15 protein-coding genes are annotated in these 22,222 nt (G+C 75.4%); 7 read left to right on the top strand and 8 right to left on the bottom strand.

What is annotated here, in order from left to right:
• The first annotated feature begins 226 nt into the window (after nucleotides 1-226).
• On the top strand, nucleotides 227-4,102 hold the full coding sequence (locus OG294_RS33090; RefSeq protein ID WP_442789268.1) for a Pls/PosA family non-ribosomal peptide synthetase: 3,876 nt from the start codon (nucleotides 227-229) through the stop codon (nucleotides 4,100-4,102).
• Nucleotides 4,103-4,123: 21 nt separating this feature from the next.
• On the top strand, nucleotides 4,124-5,476 hold the full coding sequence (locus OG294_RS33085; protein ID WP_442789267.1) for a M1 family metallopeptidase: 1,353 nt from the start codon (nucleotides 4,124-4,126) through the stop codon (nucleotides 5,474-5,476).
• A gap of 22 nt (nucleotides 5,477-5,498) precedes the next feature.
• Here the strand turns inward: OG294_RS33085 and OG294_RS33080 are convergent, their stop codons facing one another.
• From OG294_RS33080 to OG294_RS33065, 4 genes are all read right to left on the bottom strand, one after another.
• Entirely contained in the window at nucleotides 5,499-5,960 is a 462-nt protein-coding gene (locus OG294_RS33080) for a helix-turn-helix transcriptional regulator (RefSeq protein WP_327071761.1), read from the bottom strand.
• Nucleotides 5,961-6,008: 48 nt separating this feature from the next.
• Nucleotides 6,009-6,419, bottom strand: coding sequence for a VOC family protein (locus tag OG294_RS33075; RefSeq protein WP_327070229.1), 411 nt, complete (start codon nucleotides 6,417-6,419; stop codon nucleotides 6,009-6,011).
• A gap of 82 nt (nucleotides 6,420-6,501) precedes the next feature.
• Complete coding sequence (locus OG294_RS33070; RefSeq protein WP_327070228.1) at nucleotides 6,502-7,467, bottom strand: pyridoxamine 5'-phosphate oxidase family protein; 966 nt, start codon at nucleotides 7,465-7,467, stop codon at nucleotides 6,502-6,504.
• A 42-nt stretch (nucleotides 7,468-7,509) separates the two neighbouring features.
• Entirely contained in the window at nucleotides 7,510-7,956 is a 447-nt protein-coding gene (locus tag OG294_RS33065; protein ID WP_327070227.1) for a VOC family protein, read from the bottom strand.
• Between the two features lie 158 nt (nucleotides 7,957-8,114).
• Here OG294_RS33065 and OG294_RS33060 point away from each other — a divergent pair, with 158 nt between their 5' ends.
• A complete protein-coding gene (locus tag OG294_RS33060; RefSeq protein WP_327070226.1) occupies nucleotides 8,115-8,669 on the top strand; it encodes a CGNR zinc finger domain-containing protein in 555 nt (184 codons plus the stop codon).
• A 30-nt stretch (nucleotides 8,670-8,699) separates the two neighbouring features.
• Here OG294_RS33060 and OG294_RS33055 read toward each other — a convergent pair whose 3' ends face one another.
• Entirely contained in the window at nucleotides 8,700-9,509 is an 810-nt protein-coding gene (locus OG294_RS33055) for a hypothetical protein (protein ID WP_327070225.1), read from the bottom strand.
• Nucleotides 9,510-9,757: 248 nt separating this feature from the next.
• On the opposite strand from OG294_RS33055, the gene OG294_RS33050 reads away from it, so the two are divergent.
• The gene (locus tag OG294_RS33050) at nucleotides 9,758-10,672 is read left to right on the top strand and encodes a CAP domain-containing protein (protein ID WP_327070224.1); all 915 of its coding nucleotides are present in this window, start codon (nucleotides 9,758-9,760) and stop codon (nucleotides 10,670-10,672) included.
• A gap of 138 nt (nucleotides 10,673-10,810) precedes the next feature.
• Nucleotides 10,811-11,341, top strand: coding sequence for a hypothetical protein (locus tag OG294_RS33045; protein WP_327070223.1), 531 nt, complete (start codon nucleotides 10,811-10,813; stop codon nucleotides 11,339-11,341).
• A gap of 21 nt (nucleotides 11,342-11,362) precedes the next feature.
• On the opposite strand, the gene OG294_RS33040 is transcribed toward OG294_RS33045, so the two are convergent.
• Nucleotides 11,363-12,874 carry an AfsR/SARP family transcriptional regulator gene (locus OG294_RS33040; RefSeq protein WP_327070222.1) on the bottom strand — a complete coding sequence of 504 codons (1,512 nt, stop codon included), beginning with the start codon at nucleotides 12,872-12,874 and terminating at the stop codon, nucleotides 11,363-11,365.
• Nucleotides 12,875-13,041: 167 nt separating this feature from the next.
• On the opposite strand from OG294_RS33040, the gene OG294_RS33035 reads away from it, so the two are divergent.
• Nucleotides 13,042-16,083: an AfsR/SARP family transcriptional regulator gene (locus OG294_RS33035; protein ID WP_327070221.1), complete on the top strand. Its 3,042-nt coding sequence runs from the start codon at nucleotides 13,042-13,044 to the stop codon at nucleotides 16,081-16,083.
• A 158-nt stretch (nucleotides 16,084-16,241) separates the two neighbouring features.
• Nucleotides 16,242-16,655, top strand: a complete 414-nt coding sequence (locus OG294_RS33030; protein ID WP_327070220.1) for a VOC family protein — start codon at nucleotides 16,242-16,244, stop codon at nucleotides 16,653-16,655.
• Between the two features lie 11 nt (nucleotides 16,656-16,666).
• On the opposite strand, the gene OG294_RS33025 is transcribed toward OG294_RS33030, so the two are convergent.
• Both OG294_RS33025 and OG294_RS33020 read right to left on the bottom strand, forming a co-directional pair.
• Complete coding sequence (locus tag OG294_RS33025; RefSeq protein WP_327070219.1) at nucleotides 16,667-21,241, bottom strand: hypothetical protein; 4,575 nt, start codon at nucleotides 21,239-21,241, stop codon at nucleotides 16,667-16,669.
• A 101-nt stretch (nucleotides 21,242-21,342) separates the two neighbouring features.
• A complete protein-coding gene (locus OG294_RS33020; protein WP_327070218.1) occupies nucleotides 21,343-22,200 on the bottom strand; it encodes a hypothetical protein in 858 nt (285 codons plus the stop codon).
• Nucleotides 22,201-22,222 lie beyond the last annotated feature (22 nt).

Here is a 22,222-nt window from a genome sequence, read left to right as displayed (position 1 = left end):
GTCACCCTCCTTGCCCAGCAATCGGGATGGGAGCTGATGGTTCGTCAGTTCCGAGCCAATCACGGCCAGTTGGCCGCTTCGGCCACCCGGCGCACGGCGGCGGACCGGACTACCATCGATGGGTTGTTGTGCTCACCACCAGCTCCGTATCACCCGTGCGGGCGGCATTCGCGCAGGTCGGCCCGGGTCTGGTGAGAGCCTGGTGGGGGACGAGGGATGAGGACCGATGGCTGTCATGACGCAGATCAGCACCCAGGGTGACCGGCAGGAGCCGGCCGCCCCCGGTGGCGAGCCCGCGCGCTTCGGCACCCGGCCGGCCCCCGCGCCGCGCACCCTGGTCGACCTGCTGGACGCCACCGTGCGCGCCCACCCCCAGGAGCCCGCGCTCGACGACGGGCGCACCCAGCTCAGCTACCGCGCGCTGGCCGCCGAGGTGGCCGCGCTGCGCCGCCGGCTGACCGCCGCCGGTGTCGGGCTCGGCGACCGGGTGGGGATCCGGGTCCCGTCCGGCACCAACGACCTCTACGTCGGGATCCTGGCGGTGCTCGCGGCCGGCGCCGCCTACGTGCCGGTGGACGCCGAGGACCCGCAGGAGCGCGCCGACCTGGTCTTCGGCGAGGCCGAGGTGACCGCCGTGCTGGGCGCGGGCGGCGAGCTGACCGTGCTGCGGCCCGGCAGCGGCATCGACCAGCGCCCGGGCCCCGAGCACGACGCCTGGATCATCTTCACCTCCGGCTCCACCGGCAAGCCCAAGGGCGTGGCCGTCACCCACCGCAATGCCGCCGCCTTCGTGGACGCCGAGGCCGCGCTCTTCCTGCAGGAGGAGCCGATCGCGCCCGGCGACCGGGTGATGGCCGGGCTCTCGGTCGCCTTCGACGCCTCCTGCGAGGAGATGTGGCTGGCCTGGCGGCACGGCGCCTGCCTGGTGCCGGTACCGCGCTCCCAGGTGCGCGGCGGCGCCGACCTGGGCCCCTGGCTGGCCGAGCAGGAGATCACCGTGGTCTCCACCGTGCCGACACTGGCCGCGCTGTGGCCCGCCGAGTCGCTGGGCGACGTCCGGCTGCTGATCTTCGGCGGCGAGGCCTGCCCGCCCGAGCTGGTCGAGCGCCTGGTCACCGAGGGCCGCGAGGTGTGGAACACCTACGGCCCGACCGAGGCCACCGTGGTGGCCTGCGGCGCCCTGCTGACCGGCGAGGGGCCGGTGCGGATCGGCCTGCCGCTGGACGGCTGGGAGCTGGCCGTGGTCGACGAGGCCGGCCGGCCGGTGCCGATGGGCGGGAGCGGCCAGCTGGTGATCGGCGGGGTGGGCCTGGCCCGCTACCTGGACCCGGCCAAGGACGCCGAGAAGTACGCGCCGCTGGAGTCGCTCGGCTGGCAGCGCGCCTACCGCAGCGGCGACCTGGTGCGCGCCGAGCCCGAGGGCCTGGTCTTCCTCGGCCGCGCGGACGAGCAGATCAAGCTCGGCGGACGGCGGATCGAGCTGGGCGAGGTGGACTCGGCGCTGCAGGCGCTGCCGGGCGTGGCGGGCGCCGCGGCGGCCGTGCGCACGGCGCGCGGCGGCAACCAGCTGCTGGTGGGCTACCTGGTCACCCAGGAGGGCTTCGACCGCGAGACAGCGGTGGCGAAGCTGCGCGCCGAGCTGCCGGCCGCGCTGGTGCCGCTGCTCGCGCCGGTCGCCGAACTGCCCACCCGCACCTCCGGCAAGGTCGACCGCGACGCGCTGCCCTGGCCGCTGGACCTGGGCGACACCGGTCCCGTCGAACAGCTCTACGGCACCGAGGCCTGGCTGGCCGAGCAGTGGAGCGAGATCCTCGGCGTGCCGGTGACCAGCGCGCGCGACGACTTCTTCGCGATCGGCGGCGGCAGCCTGGCCGCGGCCCGGCTCACCACGCTGCTGCGCACCCGCTACCCGTCCGCCGCCGTGCTGGACATCTACCAGCAGCCGGTGCTGCGCAAGCTGGCCCGCCACCTGGAGCGCTCGGGCCAGGGCGACGGCGCCAAGCGCGAGATCGCGCCCACCCCGCGGCGTGCCGGGCTGGTGCAGCTGCTGCTGCTCGTCCCGCTCTTCACCCTGGTCGGCCTGCGCTGGACCACCGCGCTGCTGGCGCTCGGCAACGTGCTGCACTGGTTCGGCCCCTACCCCTGGGCGCCGACCGCCTCGTGGTGGCTGCTGGGCGCGGCCGGCCTGCTGCTGTTCAGCGCACCGGGCCGGCTCGCGATCGCGGCGGGCGGGGCGCGGCTGCTGCTGCGCGGGCTGCGGCCCGGCAGCTACCCGCGCGGCGGCAGCGTGCACCTGCGGCTGTGGACGGCCGAGCGGCTGGCCGAGTACAGCGGTGCCACCCAGCTCTCCGGCTCCTGGCTGAACCGCTACGGGCGGGCGCTGGGCGCCCGGATCGCCGAGGACGTCGACCTGCACTCGCTGCCGCCGGTCACCGGCATGCTGCGGCTCGGCAAGGGCTGCGCGGTGGAGGCCGAGGTGGACCTGTCCGGCCACTGGCTGGACGGCGACCGGCTGGAGATCGGCGCGCTGCGGGTCGGCTCGGGCGCCGTGATCGGCACCCGCAGCACGCTGCTGCCCGGCGCACGGGTCGGCAAGCGGGCCGAGGTGGCCCCGGGCTCCAGCGTCACCGGACAGATCCCCACCGGGCAGCGCTGGGCGGGCGCGCCCGCCGCCAAGCTCGGCAAGGCCGAGCGTGCCTGGCCCAAGCAGCGCCCGCCGCACCTGCGGCGCTGGTCCGTGGTGTACGGGCTGACCGGGTTCGGCCTGAGCCTGCTGCCGCTGCTGGCCGCGGTGCCCGCGCTGCTGGTGGCCGTGCGGTTCGTCCCGTCCACCGCAGGGCTGGGCACGGCGCTGGGCGGCGCGCTGGCGGCCGTGCTGCCGGCCACGCTGGCCTACGGGCTCTGCTACGCGCTGCTGGTGCTGGCCGCCGTGCGGCTGCTGAGCCTGGGTCTGAGCACCGGGCACCACCCGCTGCACGGGCGGGTCGGCTGGCAGGCCTGGACGGTCAGCCAGCTGATGGACCTGGCCCGGGAGACCCTCTTCCCGCTCTACGCGGGCCTGGCCACCCCCGTCTGGCTGCGCCTGCTGGGCATGAAGGTCGGCCGGCGCGCCGAGGTCTCCACCGTGCTCGCGCTGCCCAGCCTGACCACCGTCGGCGACGGCGCCTTCCTCGCCGACGACACCCTGATCGCCCCCTACGAGCTGGGCGGCGGCTGGCTGCGGATCGGCCGGGCCGAGATCGGCCGCCGGGCCTTCCTGGGCAACTCCGGGATGACCGCGCCCGGGCGCGCCGTGCCGGACCGGGGCCTGGTCGGCGTGCTGTCCGCGACCCCGAAGAAGGCCAAGAAGGGCAGCTCCTACCTCGGCATGCCGCCGGTGAAGCTGCCGCGCGCCGCCGACACGGGCGACCAGAGCCTGACCTACGACCCGCCGGCCCGGCTGCTCTGGGCCCGCGGCCTCGTCGAGCTCTGCCGGCTGGTCCCGGTGCTCTGCTCGGCCGCGCTCGGCGTGCTGACCGCCGCCGCGCTCTGCGCGCTGGGCTCGCCGTGGCTGATCGCGCTGCTCTGCGGCCTGGTGCTGCTGGCGGCCGGGGCGCTGGCCTGCCTGGTCTCGCTCGCCGCCAAGTGGCTGCTGGTCGGCCGGTTCCGGGCGGTCGAGCACCCGCTGTGGAGCTCGTTCGTCTGGCGCAACGAGCTGGCCGACACCTTCACCGAGGTGCTGGCCGTGCCGTGGCTGATCGGCGCGGTGCCCGGCACCCCAGTCATGCCGCTGTGGCTGCGCGGCCTGGGCGCCCGGATCGGCGCCGGGGTGTGGTGCGAGAGCTACTGGCTGCCCGAGGCCGACCTGGTCACCCTGGGCGAGGGGGTCAGCATCAACCGCGGCTGCGTGCTGCAGACCCACCTCTTCCACGACCGGATCATGCGCATGGATACTGTGGTGCTGCGTGCGGGCGCCACCCTGGGCCCGGGCGGGATCGTGCTGCCCGGCAGCACCGTCGGCGCCCGCAGCACGCTGGGTCCGGCCTCCCTGGTGATGCGCGCGGAGTCCGTCCCGGCGGACAGCCGCTGGCTGGGCAACCCGATCGAGGCCTGGCAGGCGTGACGCGGCGCAGGGCGTAACACGGTGAACGGCACAGAACAGGGAGCGGTCGCAGCGGTGGGTGGCAAGCAGGTCGATCCCTATTTCCCGAACAACGGCGACCCCCGCTACCGGGTGCACCGCTACGAGCTGACCCTGGACTACCGCCCCGGCCCCAACCGGCTGGCCGGGGCCGCCCGGCTCAGCGCGCTGGCCGGGCCCGAGCCGCTGCGCGAGTTCACGCTGGACCTGGCCGACTTCCGGATCGGGCGGGTGCTGGTGGACGGCAAGGCCGCGCACTACGCCCACCGGGGCGGCAAGCTGCGGATCCGGCCGGCCCGGACGCCGGCCGCGGGCGCCGCGTTCACCGTGGAGGTGCACTACAGCGGCAACCCGAGGCCGGTGCGCAGCGACTGGGGCGGGCTCGGCTGGGAGGAGCTGACGGACGGCGCCCTGGTGGCCAGCCAGCCGGTCGGCGCGCCGTCCTGGTTCCCGTGCAACGACCGGCCCGCCGACAAGGCCTCGTACCTGATCTCGATCACCACGCCCTCGTCGTACGCGGTGGTCACCGGCGGGCGGCTGCTCGCCCGCACCACCAAGGCCAGCAGCACCACCTGGGTCTACGAGCAGGCCGCGCCCACCGCGAGCTACCTGGTCGGGATAGCGATCGGCGCCTTCGAGCGGGTCCTGCTGGTGGACGCCGAGCCCGGCGCGGTGCCGCAGGCCGGCTACGTGCCCTTGGCGCAGGTCTCGCGGTTCGCCGCCGACTTCGGGCGGCAGCCGCGGATGATGCGGTACTTCGCCGAGCTGTTCGGGCCCTACCCGTTCGACGCGTACGTGGTGGTGGTCGCCGACGAGGAGCTCGACGTCCCGGTCGAGGCGCAGGGCATGGCCTGCTTCGGCACCAACCACGTGGACGGGGTGCGCGGCGCCGAGCGGCTGGTGGCGCACGAGCTGGCGCACCAGTGGTTCGGCAACAGCGTCACCATCGCCGACTGGCGGCACATCTGGCTCAACGAGGGCTTCGCGAAGTACACCGAGTGGCTCTGGGCCGAGCACGCGGGCGGCCGCAGCGCCCAGGCGCACGCCGCCGACGCGCACCGGCTGCTCGCCGCGCTCCCCCAGGACCTGTGCCTGGCCGATCCGGGCCGGGCGCTGATGTTCGACGACCGCCTCTACGAGCGCGGCGGCCTGACCGTGCACGCGCTGCGCTGCGCGCTCGGCGAGGAGGCGTTCCACCGGATGCTGCGCGACTGGACGACCGGGCGGCGGCACGGCGTGGTGACCACGGCGGACTTCATGGCGCACGTGCAGCGGTACGCGGCCGAACCGGTGGTGGGGCTGTTCGACGCCTGGCTGTTCGCGGGGGCGCTGCCGCCGCTGCCGGTGCTGGGCTGACGCCTGCTGCTGCCCCGCTTCGTCAGGCCGGCTGCGGCTCGACGGGCCGTGCCGGACGGCTTCGGACCGGTCGGGCCACCTGCTTGGCCACGCACGGCGGCAGCCCCGCCGCGGTGCCCGCGCTGCGGCGGTAGGCGCTGGGCGGCATGCCGATCAGCTCGGTGAAGCGGGTGCTGAAGGTGCCCAGCGAGGCGCAGCCGACCGCGAAGCAGGCCTCGGTGACGCTCAGGTCGCCGCGCCGCAGGAACGCCGCCGCGCGCTCGATGCGACGCGTCATCAGGTACGCGTACGGGGATTCGCCGTACGCGAGCCGGAACTGGCGGCTGAGGTGCCCGGCCGACATGTTCGCGCCGCGGGCCAGCGCCTCGACGTTCAGCGGCTGCGCGTACTCCCGGTCGATCCGGTCGCGGACCCGGCGCAGCCGGGCCAGGTCGGCCAGGCGCTGCGCCTCGGCGCGGGCGCGGCCCCAGGCGGGGTGGCACATGCGAGTACTCCCCTCGTCGAGCTCGGCGGGCGCTCGGGTGCGCATGGCTCAGCGCAGTTCCTGGATCCGGATCAGGTTGCCCGCGGGGTCGCGGAAGGCGCAGTCCCGGATGCCGTACGGCTGCTCGGTCGGCTCCTGGACCACCTCGGCGTCGGCCCCCTGCACCTTCTCGAAGGTGGCGTCGAGGTCCCGGGTGGCCAGCAGGATCCAGCCGTAGGTGCCCTTGGCCATCATCTCGGAGATGGTGCGGCGCTCGTCCTCGGTGATCCCGGGGTCGATGGCGGGCGGCGCCAGCAGGATGGAGGTGTCGGGCTGGCCGACGGGGCCGACCGTGATCCAGCGCATCTTGCCCTGGCCGACGTCGCTGCGTACCTCGAAGCCGAGGGCGTCGCGGTAGAAGGCCACGGACGCGTCCGGGTCGACGTGCGGGAGGGCGCTGGTGTGAATGGTGATGTCCATGGCCGCCATGCTAGGTCTGGCCCGACGGCCCGCGCTTCTCGAAAACTGACCGGTCCGGCCGCCGGGCGTGCCGCTCGCGCGGTCAGGCGGCCGGCGGGTTGAAGCGCGAGTAGCCGGGTTCGGTCCAGCGCAGCGGGTGGGCGCCGCGCAGTTCCACGACCTGGAGCACGGTGAACTCCACCAGCCGTTCGGCGCCCGGGACTTCGGCGATGTGCGCGGGGTCCCAGTCGGTGCGGGCGGTGCCGGTGAGCTGGAGGGTGGTGCCGGTCTCCCAGTCGACGAAGAGCAGGCCGGCGGCGGGGTTCTCCTGGAGGTTGCCGAGCGTGCTGAACATCGCGTTGCCGCGGTAGTCCGGAAAGAGGATCCGGTCGGGGCCGAGCACCCGGACGAAGCCGGGGTTGCCGCCACGGTGCGAGGCGTCCGGCTGCCCGCCGCGGTCGGCGGTGGCGATGAAGAACGTGTCGGCGGTGCCGATGTCGAGCTGCTGCCCGAGGGTCAGGGCACTGCCGCGCAAGGCCGTCACGCTGCCCGCGGCGGGTGGCTGCGCGAACGTGAAGTCCCGGGTCTGGATGTACTTGGGGCAGTTGGAGAAGACCTGCGCGAGGGTCAGGCGCAGGCCCGCGTCGGTGGGAGCGGCGCGGCCGTTCATCCGCATCCGGCGGCGGCGGGCCGGTTCGACGGCGATGCTGCCGACCTCGGCCGGTGCCGCCAGGACCTCCGCCAGCGGGTCGCCGGGCACCGGGCGCGCCTGGATCGCGACGGTGTCCGGTGCGTCGTCGTCCGGGGAGCCGCCCGCCGGCTCCGCCTGCAGGAACCCGGGCCGGCCGGTCAGCAGGCCCGCCCAGACCCGGCCCTCGGCATCGGCCGCGCCGACCACGAGCATCGGCTGGGCGGTGAGGAACTGTGCGGCGACGGCGGGCATCCGCCGGTACCTGGTCGGGCCCGCGTAGCCGGCGCGGGCGAACCCGGCGCGGTGGCGGACCAGCTCCTCGCCGGAGGCGGCGGGGGCGGCGGGGACGGCGGCGGGGTGGTCGGAGCGGGCGTTCACGGCTGCCTCCGGGGGCGTGGGGCGGGCGGTACGGGGGCGGGCTCAGAAGAAGCCGCAGGTCGGGGCGGTGCCGCTGGGGGCGGCGCCGGCCCCGGCGATGGACGCGGTGCAGATCTCCAGGCGGGTGCCGTCCGGGTCGGTGAAGAAGATCCCGCCCGAGGCCGCGCCCTCCCCGTGCGGCACCACGCCCTCGCGCTCGAACTCGGCGCCCAGCGCGCGCAGCACCTGCTCGGCCCGCAGCACGTCCACGAGGTCCGGCACCTCGAAGGAGAGGTGGTGCAGGCCGGGCGCGGCGGTGGAGAAGCGGCCCTCGCTCTGCTGCCAGAGGGTGATCACCAGTTGACCGTCCCGGCCCAGGAAGTGCCACGGGTGCTCGGGGTCGGCGCTGCGGTCGACCACCTCGAAGCCGAACACCTGCTGGTAGAAGGCGCTGGACCGGTCGAGGTCGGTGACGTTGAGGCCGATGTGGCCGGTCTTCAGGCTCGTCATGGCGGTGGCTCCTCGCGGGATGCGGAACGGGCGGCAGGCGGGGGACGATCTCCGACTAACCTCTGTGATCGAGTATGGAGGTTAGAGAGAAGGAGCGTCAACCACCATTGGCGCCGTACGGTGGTTAGAATCAAGGGTCAGTCGAGGAGAGGAGTCCGATGTCCCTGCAGGTGCCACCGCGGGACCCGCGTCCGCTGCCCGGCGAGCCGCTCAGCCTGGACCTGCTCAACACCCGCTGGAACAGCGGCGGCAGTCCCCGTGACCTGCTGGACTCGGTGGCCGGGCTGGCGGCCTGGCTGGAGTTCAACGGCCTGGCCGACCGGGCCGGCGCCGACCGGGCCACGCTCGACGCGCTGCTCACCGCCCGCGCGGCGATCGGCCGACTGGTGGACGACAGGGACGATCCACAGGCCCGCACGGCGCTCAACGCCGTTCTCGCGCACGGCTGGATCGACCGCAGGCTCGGCCCGGACGGCCCGGTCGACCAGGTCCGCACCGACGACCCCGGGTGGCTGCCGGCCTGGCAGGCCGCCGCCGACTACCTGCGCCTGCTCGCCGAGGCACCCGAGCGGATCCGCTCCTGCGCGCACCCCGACTGCGTGCTGCACTTCCACGACATCTCGAAGAACGGCACCCGCCGCTGGTGCTCGATGGCCTCCTGCGGCAACCGCGCCAAGGCCTCACGGCACTACGCCCGCGGCAAGCCCTCCTGAGCCGCGGGGGCCGTCATCGTCAGGGGGCGTTCAGACCGACTGCAGCTCCTGCTGGAACTGGCTGACGTCGATGACCTGATCGGCGGGCGGGGCCTGGACGGTGAGCGGCTTGTCGTAGTCGGAGAAGTCCACCGTGCCCGGCGAGTCGCCGCCCACCTGCACGATCCGGACCGGGTACGGCTTGGCGGAAGTCGCCACTGAGATCGTTCCGGTCGCGTCACCGTCCACCGAGGTCACCGTGAGGGCGTCGACACCGTTGACGGTACCGGTGCCCCCCACCGTGGCCGAGGACCCTTGGTCGAGCTCGCTACCGAGCTGGTTGGCGATGTCACACGCCGCTGTCACCTGCTTCGTGACAGCGGCGATGCCGACCCCGGTGAGGTAGCGGTTCGCCAACCGGCGCGCGACCTGGTCCCCGGTCTCCGGGTGGCCCTGCTGCCCGGCGAGGTACTTCCAGAAGGCGGCGTCCGGCTTCACCCAGGTCCGGTCACCGGAGTGCCGGATCTCCAGCTCGCCCGCGCCGGAGATGCCGACGGTGCCCTGGCAGTCGCCTCCAAGGGTGGTCTGAAGGTTCACGCTGGACGTCCGGCCGCCCGAGACGACGGTCCCCGACACACGCACCGACTCCGCCGATTCCAGTGCGCTCGCGGCCTGCCGGAGGATCTCCTGGCCACTGAGCGAGGCGAGGCCGGAACCGGCGCCCCGGCTCGGCCCCGGGCTGGGACTCGTACTCGCCTGCGCCCCCGCGGCCGACGCACCGTCACCCGCTCCACAGGCGGTGGCACCCAACAGGACGGACACGCCCAGGGCAGCCGGGAGCAGAAAACGCTTGGAACGCATCGGAATTCCTTCGTGACAGCGGGCTGGACCTGACGCGGCGACAGCACCGCGAAGCAAGTGAGCCAATTATCGGATCAGATGATTCGTGCGCGCAGGCATTTTCGTACATCCGACCGCCCAGCCCTGCCTGCGGCCCTCAAAGGCGGCGGAAGTGCCCTGTCAAGACGGCGTTGATCGGGGCTTTCTAACGTCCTCCCCAAGCGGTGCGGGCCTTCCGGCCCGGCACCGACCGAAGGGGAGGGACACGCATGACCATCCGCACGCTGACCAAGGTGGCGCTCACCGCGGCCACCGTCCTGGCGGCGACCGCAGGCTTCACGACCGGGGCCCAGGCCGACACCGGCCTGTCGGGCTCGGTCAACGGCGACGGGGGCAAGTGCCTGGACGTCCGGGCGGCCGGCACCGCCAACGGGACGGCCGTGCAGCTCTACGACTGCAACGGAACCGGCGCGCAGACCTGGACGTACAGCGGCGGCACGCTGTCGGCGCTCGGCAAGTGCCTGGACGTCACCTCGGGCGGGACGGCCGACCGCACGCCGGTCCAGCTCTACGACTGCAACGGCACCGGTGCGCAGCAGTGGACGTACCCCGCCGGCGGCTCGCTGGGCAGCCCGCAGCCAGGGGACGGCGTGCTGGTCAACCCGCAGTCGGGCAAGTGCCTCGACGTGCCGGGCGGCAACGCCGTCAACGGCACCCAGCTGCAGATCTACACCTGCAACTACAGCGCGGCCCAGCAGTGGTCGCAGCCGGTACCCCAGTTCCAGCCGACGCAGCCCGGGCCGAGCATGCAGCAGCAGGTGCTCGACCTGGTCAACACCTACCGCGCGCAGAACGGCAAGCCGGCGCTGCAGGCCGATCCGGCCCTCGCCCGGACGGCGCAGGACGAGGCCAACGCCGAGTCCGCGCACGGCCAGCAGGGCCACTTCGCGTTCGGCGACATGTCCAACTCGCTGCGCGCCTACGGCTACGCGCACCCCATCGGCGCGCTCGCGGAGAACGCGGCGGGCGCACCCGGCTTCTGGACCGACGCGCAGTCGGTGGTCCAGGCCTGGACCGGTGACGCGCTGCACCGGAACAACATCCTCGGCGACTACACCTACACCGGAGTCGGCCTGACCGTGGCCAACGGCACCTACTGGTGGGCGCAGGACTTCGCGGCCTGAGGCCGGCAGAACACCTGGTCATCCCTTGATCATCTGATGATCAGCTGTTTATTCGTGACCCCTAGCTTCATCCCGGGTGACCAGCCGCCGTTCCGGCGCGTCACCACTCGGCAGTGGAAACAGTGAAAGGCAGTTGGCATGACTCAGCGCACCGGACGGGCCGTCCGCAGGATCCTCGGGCTGGCCTCGGCGGGCATCATCGCCGCCACCGGGGTCCTGGCCACCGGCGGCACCGCCCAGGCCGCCTACGACCCCGGCTCCGGGACCATCTGGAACGACGAGCCGCTCTACCCGGGCTGGCACGTCGACCGCTACGGCCCCACCGGCGCCGGCCGGCTGATCATGCAGTCGGACGGCAACCTGGTCAGCTACACGACGTCGGACAACAACTGGAACGACGTGCGGCCCGTGTGGGCGAGCAACACCGTGGGCTGCGGCGCCAAGGCGGTCATGCAGTCCGACGGCAACCTCGTGGTCTACGCGGCCGACGGACACGCCTGCTGGGCGAGCTACACGTTCACGGACGGGATCCACCCGACCAACTACCTGACGGTGGAACCGGACGGCCACCTGGACATCTGGGCCGGCCCCGTGCGCAACGGGACGAACGGCATGGTGCCCTACGGCGGGCTGATCGGCGACGGGGGCACACCGGTCAAGACCCTCTGAACCGCCCCGGCGGCGCCCAGGTCAGACCCGCTCCGCCCGGGCCAGCCGCTCGGCCAGCTCCGCCACCGCCCAGCGCGGCCGGGCGGCCAGCCTGCCCGCCGCCGCCCGGATCGCCGACGGCAGGCCCGCGCAGACCGTGACCAGCCGGCCGACGGCGTCCGGCTCGGCGGCGGCGCGGGCCGCGCCGATGATGGCGGCCACCAGTGCGCAGCCCTGGGCGAGGTCCAACGGGCCGAGCACCAGCCGCACCGCGTCGGGCCATGGGTCCTGGGCGGCTCGGCCCCCGGCGGCCGCCGCCGTCGGCGACCGGCTGGTGACCAGCGCCGCGCAGCCCGCCGCCCGGGGCAGCAGCGGTCCGACCTGCGCCTGGTCGGCGGCGTCGTCCAGCAGCACCAGCACCCGCCGCCCGGCCAGCGCCTGCTGGTAGCGGGCCGCCAACAGGTCGGCGGGCCCGTGCGGATCGGCGCCCAGCGCGCGCAGGAAGGCCGGCAACACCTCGGCGGCGCCGGCCGGGGGGTCCTGGCTCGCGCGCAGGTCCGCGTAGAGCTGGCCGTCGGGGTAGCCGGCGCGGGCCTGCTGGGCCGCCCGGACGGCGAGCGCCGACTTGCCGGTGCCCGCCGGACCGCCGACCACCAGCAGTGCGGCGGCGCTGCGAGGGGTTCCGCCCAGCCCGTCCAGCCCGCCCAGCCCGTCCAGCAGGAGCGCGAGCTCCGCACCGCGGCCGGTGAAGTCGGCGGCGTCCGACGGGAGCTGACCGGGCGTCGGCCGAGTGGCAGGCCGCCCGTCGGGCCGCCGGATCCGCTGGTACAGCTCGGTCAAGGCCGCACCGGGAGCCAGGCCCAGTTCCTCGTCCAGGGTCCGCCGCGTCCGCCGGAAGACCTCCAGCGCCTCGGCCGGGCGCCCGCAGGCTTCCAGCGCCCGCATCCGCAGCAGGTGCAGCCGCTCGCGCAGCGGGAACCGCTCGGCCAACTCCGACACCTGATCCAGGACCTCCGCGTGCCGGCCGAGCCGCAGGCCCAGCTCGAAGCGCAACTCCAGGGCGGCCAGCCGGCGTTCGGCCAACCGGGCCCGGTGGCGTTCCGCCCAGGCCCCGGGCACGCCCGTCAGCGCCGGTCCGGTCCACAGCTCCAGAGCGGTGCCGAGCAGCGCCCAGCCGGCGGCCGGGTCGTCCACCCGGCAGGCGGTGGCGTCGGCCAGCGCCCGCTCGAAGCGGTGCGCGTCGATCCGGTCGGGCGACAGCTCCAGCCGGTAGCCGCGGGTGATGGAGGCCAGGACCGAGTCCCGGCCGGCCGCCGGCTCGGCCAACCCCCGGCGGATCCGGCTGATGTGGGTGCGCAGGGCGCCCGTCGGATCGCGCGGCCAGCCCTCCTCGTCCTCACCCCAGACCGCCTCGATCAGCTGACGGTCCGTGACAGGCCGCCCCGGCGCCAGCAGCAGCACCGAGAGCACCGCCTGCTGCTGCGGCCGCCCCACCTCCAGCGCCCGCCCCGCCCGCGTGGCGGTGACCGCGCCGAGCAGTGTGAAGCTGAGCACCCCGGGGTCCCCTTCCCCTCGTCCCGTCCCCGATCGTTCGTGGGTCACCGTAGTGGCAGCGCGGCCCCCGGGGACAAATGGACGAGCCGCCTCCGGCTGGTGACATCAGACGTTTATCCGTCCTCGCCATACTGACCGCTCGGTCCCCGGGGCGATGGAGTACGAGCATGCAGGAAGCGCGATCCGCGCTGGTCACGACGGTACCGGCGGCGAAGGACGGCGCCGGGCAGCGCGCCGCTATCCGCCGGACGGACCGCCAGGAGGGGGACGCGACCAGGCTGCGCTTCGCCCTGCTCGGCCCGCTGCGCGGCTGGGCGGGCGAGGTGGAACTCGACCTGGGCCGTCCGCAGCAGCAGGAGGTACTGGCGATGCTGCTCACCGCCGCGGGCCGCACGGTCTCCGTCGAGCTGCTCGCCGAGGGCGTCTGGGGCGGGCGCGCCTGGCCCGGCAACCCGGTCCAGGTGCTGCGCACCCACGTCTACCGGCTGCGCGCCCTGCTCAAGCAGCATGCGGCCGCCTCCTGCTTGGTCACCGTCGGTGACGGGTACGCCCTGCGGCTGGCTCCCGACGCGCTGGACACCACCGCCTTCGAGCTCGCCCTGCCGCAGGCCGCGCAGGCCCGCCACGAGGGGGCCCCGCCCGGCGAGGTCCGGGCCGTCCTGACCGGCGCCCTCCAGCTGTGGACCGCCGAGCCGCTGACCGGGCTGGCCGGACCGCACGCCGAGGCCGTGCGGCTGGCCCTGACCGAGCGCCGTCTGGCCGTCCTGGAAGCCAAGCTGGAGCTGGACGCGGAGTTGGGCGACCGCCCCGACCTCGCCGCCGAGGTCGGCGACCTGGTTCTGGAACACCCGGAACGGCAGCGGCTGCGGGCCGTGCAGATGCTGGCCCTGCACCGGGCCGGGCGCACCGCCGAGGCACTCGCCGTCCACGAGGACGTGCGCCGCTCGCTGGCCGGGGTCTGCCCGGACCGAGCGCTGAGCGAACTCCAGGCCCGGATCCTGCGCGCCGACCCGGAGCTCTGCCCGGCCCCGTCCCAGGCGGCCCCGGCCGAGCGGACCAGACCCGCCGGACTGCCGCCCCGGATCACCGATTTCACCGGCCGGGAGGCGGAGCTGGCCCGGCTCGCCGAGGTGCTCGCGACGCCCACCGCCGGCCCCGCCCCCACCGCCGGCCCCGCCCCCACCGCGGTCAACCCGACCGTGGTGATCTCCGCGATCGACGGCATCGGCGGCGTCGGGAAGACGGCCCTGGCCGTCCAGGCCGCCCACCGACTGCGCGGCCACTACCCCGACGGCCAGCTCTACGCCGACCTGCGCGGCCCCGACCGGGCGCCCGCCGAGCCGCTGGCCGTGCTCACCGGCTTCCTGCGCGCGCTCGGCCTCGACGACGCCGCGATCGCCGGCGACCTCGCCGAACGCGCCGCCCTCTACCGCTCGGCGCTCGCCGGCTCCCGCGTCCTGGTGGTGCTGGACAACGCCGCCGACGCGGCACAGGTGGCACCCCTGCTGCCCGGCTCGCCCGGTTGCGCGGTGCTGATCACCAGCCGCGGCCGACTGAGCGGGCCCGCCGGGGCCCACCAACTGCGGCTCGACGTGCTGGGCGAGGAGGAGGCCGTCGCGCTCCTGGTGCGGATCGTGGGCACCGAGCGGGCCGCGGCCGAGCCAGCGCACCTGGCCGCCGTGGTCGCGGCCTGCGGGCACCTCCCGCTGGCGATCCGGATCGCCGCCTCCCGGCTGGTCGCCCGCCTCGACTGGTCGCTCGCCTCGCTGGCCGAGCGGCTGGCCGACGAGCAGCACCGGCTGGCCGAACTGAGCACCGGCGACATCGCGGTGGAGGCGACCTTCGCACTCTCCTACGCGGGTCTGACCCCGGAGCAGGCCCGCGCCTTCCGCCTGCTGTCGCTGCCCGAGGCACCGGACCTGAACCTGAGCTGCGCCGCCGCGCTGCTCGGCCTGGCGCCGGACGCCGCCGAGGACCTGCTGGAGTCGCTGGTCGACCTCAACCTCCTGGAGTCGCGCGCGTTCGAGCGCTACCGGTTCCACGACCTGGTCCGGGTCTACGCGCGAAGCCGCTGCGCACAGGAGGAGAGCGGGCCGACGACGCGTCGGGCGCTGGCCGGGCTGCTTGCCTTCTGCCTGGCGAGTGCGCGCAACGCGGAGGCCGCGGCGCACGCGGTGGAGCAGGAGCGGCGCGACCTGGTCGAGGTCGAACCGGGCACCACCGGTGCGCACTTCCAGAGCGCCGAGCGGGCGACGGACTGGATGCGCTCCGAGGCCGCCGTGCACCGGGCGCTGGTCGAGCGCTGCTGCGCGGACCCCGAACTGCCGCTCGTGCAGGCTGCCAGCCTGATCGACAAGATGGGCGCGGTGCTCTTCGACCGCGGCTACATGGACACCGTCGCGGAACTCGCGGCCCGCATCGCCGCCGTCGCCGCCGAGCGCGGCGAGAACCGGTGCGAAGCCCTGGCCCGGTACGTGCGCGGCAACCTGCTCTGGCACACCAGCGACTTCACCGCGGCCGGGGCCGAACTCACCGCGGCGGTCGCACTCTGCGCCGACGGCTCGGCCCCGCGGCTGCGCGGCTGCGCCCTGCTCTCCCTCGGCTCCAACGCCCGGGTGTACGGGCGGTTCGCCGAGGCGGTGACGTACTGCGAGGAGTCGATCGAGCTCTTCCGCGAGCTGCGCGACACCCACTCCGAGGGCGCGTCACTGGGCGAACTGGCCTTCAGTCTGGCCAAGCTGGGCCGCTGCGCCGAGGCGCGGGCGGCGGCCGAGCGGGGCGTCGAACTGAGCGGTGGCACCGAGTCGATGGGCCGGGCCACCGGTTGGTACTCGCTGGCCCGGGTGCTGCGGATGTGCGGCGAGCCGACCGCCGCGCTGGCGAGCGCCGAGCGCGCGCTGCCGCTCTTCCGCTCGCTGGGCGTGCCGGCCTTCGAGGCGGCGACCGGCAACCTGATCGCGCAGGTCCACGTCGAGACCGGGCACCACGAGCAGGCGGTGCACGCCGCGGAGAGCGCGCTGCCGCTGGCCCGGCGCACCAGCGAGATGCTGGCCGCCGGTCTGCTGCGCTCGCTCGGCCACAGCCTGGGACGCCTCGCCCAGCCGGCCCGGGCGCGGGCCTGCCTGGGCGAGGCGGTGCGCCTCTTCGAGGGCCTCGGGGTGAGCGCGGAGGCCGCGGAGGCCCGGGCACTGCTGGCCGAACTGGGCTGAGCCGCACGAGCCTCGGCGGCGGTGGTCCTAGGACCAGCGACGCAGCCCGCCCGCCGCCGGGCGGGCGACCGCGGCCCGATGCCCGCAAGATCGACTTCCGGGTACGGTCGTGGCCCACCGCTCGCCGCCCGCGAGCCCCGGCAGCCCAGGAGACCGACATGCCGTTGACCGGACAGAGCCACATCCGGATCGCCCGACCGTCGCGCGATCTCGCCGCGGCCGAGCGGTTCTGGGTCCTGGGGCTCGGGCTGAGCGTGCTCCACCGCGGCGAGGGCGACCACGCGGCGGGCGAGCACGACCTGCTGATGCTCGGCCTGCCCGACGCGCCCTGGCACCTGGAGCTGGTCGCCGGGTCCGGGCAGGCGCCCCTGGAACCGCGCCCGACCGCCGAGGACCTGCTCGTGGTCTACCTGGACGAGCCGGTCTCCGAGGCGCTGGTCGCCACCTTGGCGGAGCACGGCGGCCGACCGGTCCCCTCGCCCAACCCGTACTGGAACGCGTGGGGCACAACCGTCGAGGACCCGGACGGCTACCGGCTGGTGCTCTGCAGCCGCGGCTGGTCCAACTCCTGAGGCCGGGGGCCTCAGTCCGTCGCAACCGCCGCCTCCGCCGGGCGCTTGAACATCCGGGTGGCCGTGATCTCGCCGTGGATCACCGGGCCGTCCGGGTCCTGCGGGGCCGGCAGGCCGGGGCGCAGGTGCTCCTCGACCGAGATGTACTTGAGCCCGGCCCGCAGGTCGGCGTCGTTGCGCAGCCGGATGACCAGCGGGAACTCGGCCAGCGCGGTGGTGTCGAACAGCCCGGTGGTGTAGATCAGCTGGACGCCCAGCGCGTCGGCCACCGCGCGCTGCAGCTCCAGCAGGTACGTGGCGTTGGCGCGCCCGATCGGGTTGTCCAGGAAGAGCGTGCCCGCGTGCCGCAGCTGTGACTGGCCGCGGTCGTTGGCCCGCAGCGCGGCCATCGTGCAGTAGAGCGCGATGGCCGCCGTCAGCAGCTGGCCGCCGGAGAAGACGTCGGACATCTGACCCACGCTCACCCGCTCGGCGCGCAGCACCGCGTCGGGCTTGAGGATCTCCACCGAGACGCCCTTGGGCCCGATCGCGGCGGCCACCGCGCGCAGCAGCAGGGACATGCCGTCGCGCCGCAGGTCGGAGTTCTTGCGCACGGCGGCCATGGTCGCCTCGTCGATCACCTCGCCGAGCCGTTCGGCGAGCACCGTCTGGTCCGGGTCCTCGAAGCGGATCCGCAGGAACTCCTGGCCCGACCACTCCCCCAGCCCCTCGGGCAGCCGGGAGAGCCGCTGGGCGGCGCGCAGCGTGGCCAGCGAGCTCTCCACCAGTCCACGCAGCCGGTCCACGATGGAGCCGCGGTTGCGCTCCAGCTGGGTCAGCTCGTCGGTGAGCACCCGCAGCCGGGGGGCGAAGGCGGCGGCCCAGGCGGCGGCGTGCTCGGGCAGCGCGGCGGCCGGCAGTTCGCGGATCTGCTGGCGGGCGGGGGTGCGCACGGCCTCGTAGCGGGCCGCGTTGGCGTGCCGGACCAGCGCGTCGCTCGCGTCGCGCACCGCGAGGTCGGCGGCGGTCAGCTCGGCGGAGGCGGTGCGCAGCGCGCGGCGGGTCTCGGTGGCCGCGCTGCGGGCCTCGGCGAGCGAGTCCAGGTACGGCTCGGTGGGCGCCTCGCCCTCGTCGGGGGCGTGGTCGCGCAGACCGTCGCGCAGCTGGGCGGCCGCCTCGTCGAAGTCGGCGGCGGCCGACTGCGCGGACTGCAGGGTGCGCAGCAGCTCGCCGTGCTCGATCCGGGCGCTCTCCAACGCCTCGCGCCGCTCGGCCAGTTCGCCGGTGGCCACGCGCAGCAGCTGCTGGGCGTGCTCGGGGTCGGTGGGGACGAGCTCCGCGGGCAGCTCGGTGTGCGCCTCCTCGCCGCCGGCCGGGGCCGAGCGCTCGACCTCGCCGCGCAGCCGGCCGAGCTGCTCGCTGGCGACGGCCGAGCGCGCCTCGATGGTGGCGACCAGCTCCTCGGCGCGGCCGGCGGCGGCCTGCCGGGCCGGGCCGTCGGCGCCGTCGGGGCTGTTCAGCAGCTCCTCGGCACGGGTGCGGACCTTGTTGGTCAGCCGGTCCAGCTCGGCCTGCGCGGCGGTCTCGTCGCTCTCCGCGCGGGCCTGCTCGGCGCGCAGGTCGGCGCCCACACCGACCTTCTCGTAGAGCTGGGCGGCGGCCCGGTAGGCCTCGCGCAGCGCGGGCAGCGAGGCGGTGGGCAGCTCCTCGGCGGGGGTGACGATGCCGGACAGCTCGGCGCGTTCGGCGCGCAGCGTGCGCGCGGTGCGGCGGGCGTCGTCGGCGGCGCGCTGGGCGGCGCGGCGGTCCTCGTCGCAGGCCTGGGCGCGCTCGGCGCAGGCCGCCTGGCGGCGCTCGCACTCGGCGGCGTCCTCGGCCAGTTCGCGCAGCGAGCGGGTCCAGCTGGGCCGCTCGCGCAGCCGGAAGGCGAGGCCGGCCAGCGCGTCCGCGCGGCGGCGGGTCTGCTGGGCGGCCTCCCGGCGCTCCTCGTGGACGGCGACGGCGGCCACCCGGTCGGCCTCGGCCTCGGTGTGGTCGGCCCGGGCGGCGGCGAGCTGGGCGGCGGCGAGCTCGGCCTGCTCGGCGGCGGCGCTGGTGGCCTCGGCCAGTTCGGCCAGGGTGCCGGGCGGGCAGCTGGCCTGCCAGGAGGCGAGCCGGGCGGCGAGCGCGCGGTCGGCGCCGAGCCGGGCGGCGAGCGTGCGGATCTGCTCGTCACGGGCGCCGGCCCGCGCGCGCAGCTCGCGGCGCTCGGTGTCGGCGGCGGACTCGTCGTGCATGGCCGGGTTCGGCGGCACCAGGAAGAACGTCGGTTCGTCGGTGATCGGGGCGATCAGTGCGGCGGCGGTGCCGACCGCGACGGTGGAGCGCGGCAGCAGCGCGGCGGCCTGCAGCGCCTCCCGGGCCCGCTCGAGCGAGGACGGGTCGGTGACCACCACGCCGTCGACCAGTTCGGGGCGGGCGGCCAGGATCGCCTCGTGGTCCAGCGGGTCGACCGACTGGGCCAGGTAGCGCCAGCCGGGCAGCGCGGGCACGCCCTGCTCGCCGAGGAACTCCACGGTGGCGAGCACGTCGGGGCCGGGCGGCAGCAGACCGCCGTCGCCGAGCGCGGCCAGGATCCGGGAGTCGTCGGCGGCAGCGGTGCGCAGGTCGAACAGGGTCCGCTCGGCGCTGCTCACCGCGCCTTCGAGCAGCTCCGCGAGGTCCTCGGCGGCGCGGTCCAGCACGTCGGGGGTGAGGGCACCCGAGGCGTCGTCACCCTCGCCGTCGTAGTAGGGATCCAGCCCCAGCAGCTCGGCCAGCCGGGGCTCGGCGGCCAGCTGCACGGCGGTGCGCCGCTCGGCGGCCAGCGCGCGCTGGGTGGCGCTGCGGGCGTCGCTGGCCCGCGCGGCGGCGAGCTCGGCGCGGCCCTCGGCGGCGGCGGCCTCGCGGGTGCGGGCGGTGGCCTGCTCGGCGGCGGCGCGGGCCTGCTCCAGGCCGGCGGTGGCGGCCTGTTCGGCGTCGGCGGCGTGCAGCGCGGCGCGGGCCGGGTCGGGCTCCTCGGTGGTCGGGTCGATCCAGCCGGCGGCCACCGCGGCCTGGGTCTCCTGCTCGACCTCGGCCAGGCGCTGGCGCAGGTGCTCGGCGTCCGAACGGGCCTTCTGTGCGGCGGTGGCGGCGGCCAGCGAGTCGGCCTGGGCGCGGGCGCCGTCCTCCTGCAGCTCGGCGGAGCGGGCCTCCTCGGCCTCGGCCCGCTCCTCGGCGGTGCCGGCGGCGGCCTCCAGCGCGTGGGCGAGCGCACCGGCGGCCTGGGCGCGGGCGGCCAGCGCCGGGGCGGCGTCCAGCTCGGCCTCCCGGATCGCGACGGCCACCCGGGCCGCCCGGTCGGCGGCGGCGCGCTGGCGCAGCACGGCCTCGGCGGCCTGCCAGGCGGAGTACAGCGTGCGGGCGTCGAGCAGTTCGCGGCGCAGCCCGGCGGCCTCGGTGGTGGCGGCGGCCAGGCTCAGGGTGGCGTGCCGGTGGGTCAGCTCGGCGGTGATCAGCGCGTGCCGGGTCCGGTCGCCCTCGGCGGCGGTGACCGCGCTCGCGGCGGCGGCCACCTCGATGGCGAGGTCCTGGGCCCGGTCCCGCTCGGCGCCGGCCCGGGCGGCGAGCGCCTGGGCGAGGCGGCGGGTGCGGCGCTCGGCGCCGCGGTGCGCCTCGCGGACCGTCTCGCGGGCGGTGGTGGCCGTGACGATCCGCTCCAGCAGGTCGAGCGAGCCGCCGGTGAAGTCGCGCTCGGCGGTCAGTTCGCCGCGCCGGCCGAGCTTGGCGGCGAAGCCGTGCACCAGGTCGGCCAGGCCGTCGGTGTCCCGGGTGTCGGTGACCGCGCGCAGCAGCAGGTCGGTGAAGTCGGCGTCGTGCTTGACCGCGAAGAGACCGGCCGCCTCGCCCTCGTCGGCGTTCATCTCGCGCTGGTAGCGGAAGAGTTCGGGGTCCAGGCCGAGGTCACCGAGGTGCTCGGTCCAGCGGTCGTGGCCGTCCTCGAAGGTGAGGTCGAGGTACGGGTAGGCCTTGCCGGCCTCGGTGAGGGCGTCGCGGAAGCCCTTCATGGTGCGGCGCCGGCCGCGCGGGCGGGCGCTGGGGTCGCCGAGGGGGGCCCGCTCGGCGACCGGCAGCGCGTCCAGGCTCAGGCCGGGGCCGGGCCGGAAGGAGTACCAGGTCTCGGCGAACTTGCGCGGGTCGGAGGAGACCTGACGCCCGCGCCACTCGCTGACCTTGCCGACCACGATCAGCTCGCCGGTCACGGTGTGCTGCCACTCCAGCGCCACGTGGCCGCAGTCGTCGGCCAGCAGGAACTTGCGCAGCACGCCGGAGCTGGCGCCGCCGAGCGTGTTGCGGTGGCCCGGCAGCATCACCGAGAAGATCAGCTTGAGCAGGACCGACTTGCCGCCGCCGTTCTCCAGGAAGAGCACACCGGCCGGGGCCGGGCGGCGCGGCGGACCCTGCGGCTCCTCGCCGAACAGGCCCGGCTGCTGCGGGGCGGGGTTGGCCACCGGCTCACCGACACCGCGCAGGTCCAGCACGGTGTCGGCATAGCGGGCGCCGGCCGGGCCGATGGAGTAGAGGCGGACCCGGTTGAGCTCGTACATGAACCGACTTTCAGCTAGGGAGGTCTCGGGGACTCACGGCGACGGACTCACGGACTCCGAGCGGCTGTCCGCCCGGGCGGGCGGACTCGGAGCGCCCGGACTCAGAGCGAGTGGAACGGCAGGCCGGCGTCGGCCACCAGTTCCTCGCTCTGGTCGGCGGGCAGCAGGGTGGCCGTGCCGTCGGTCACCAGGACCACCCCCAGGTCGAGCAGCTCGGCCATCGCGGCGCTGCCCGCCAGGTCGCGCACCTGGAGCTGGTAGCGGGCGGTGGTGCGGTAGGTGCCGCCGGCATCGTCCGAAGTCTTCTGCAGGAAGCCGGAGTCGACCAGGAAGGCCACCGCCTTGCCGGTGATCCCGATGGTGGAGCCGGCCAGCCGGCGGGCGTCCTTGGTGGCGCCGGTGGTGGAGCGGCGGGCCCAGACCCGCCAGGCCGCCTCCAGGCCCGGCGCGTCGCTGGCCGGGTCGGTGTTGTCGCCGGCCTGCTCGGCCTGCTCCTCCAGCCGGCGGCAGGCCTGGCGGACGAAGGCGTCCACGCCGTTGACGGTCACCCGGCCCAGGTAGCCCTCGTCGGCCAGGTCCTCGGGGCGGGGGAAGGCCAGGGCGGCGACGGCCAGGTGTGCCAGGCCGTGCAGGAAGCGGTCGGTGGTCTCGGAGGCGGCGCGGCGCGAGTAGTCGCCCATCTTGACCGCGAAGACCGAGTCCTCGGCGGCGGCCAGCGCCATGCCGGCCCGCACCGAGACCTCCAGCACCACCAGGCCGAGCCCGGTGGCCACCGCGTCGGCCAGCCGGGCGAACGGCGGGTCCTCGCGGTGGCGGCGGACCAGCTCGGTGTACTCGGCGTCGCGCGCGGGCAGCAGCTTGGCCTGCAGACCGAACGAGACCAGCCGGGCGGCGTCGGCGACGTCCGCGGGGGTGACCGCGCTCTCGCGCGGCTGGGCGTCGTCGTGCGGCGTCGTCACGAGAGGTGCTCCTGGGTACGGG

Source organism: Kitasatospora sp. NBC_01302, from assembly GCF_035976515.1.
Classification (GTDB): Bacteria; Actinomycetota; Actinomycetes; order Streptomycetales; family Streptomycetaceae; genus Kitasatospora.
The sequence above is the reverse complement of the archived record's forward strand: the minus strand, read 5'-3'. Positions and strand labels throughout refer to the sequence as shown.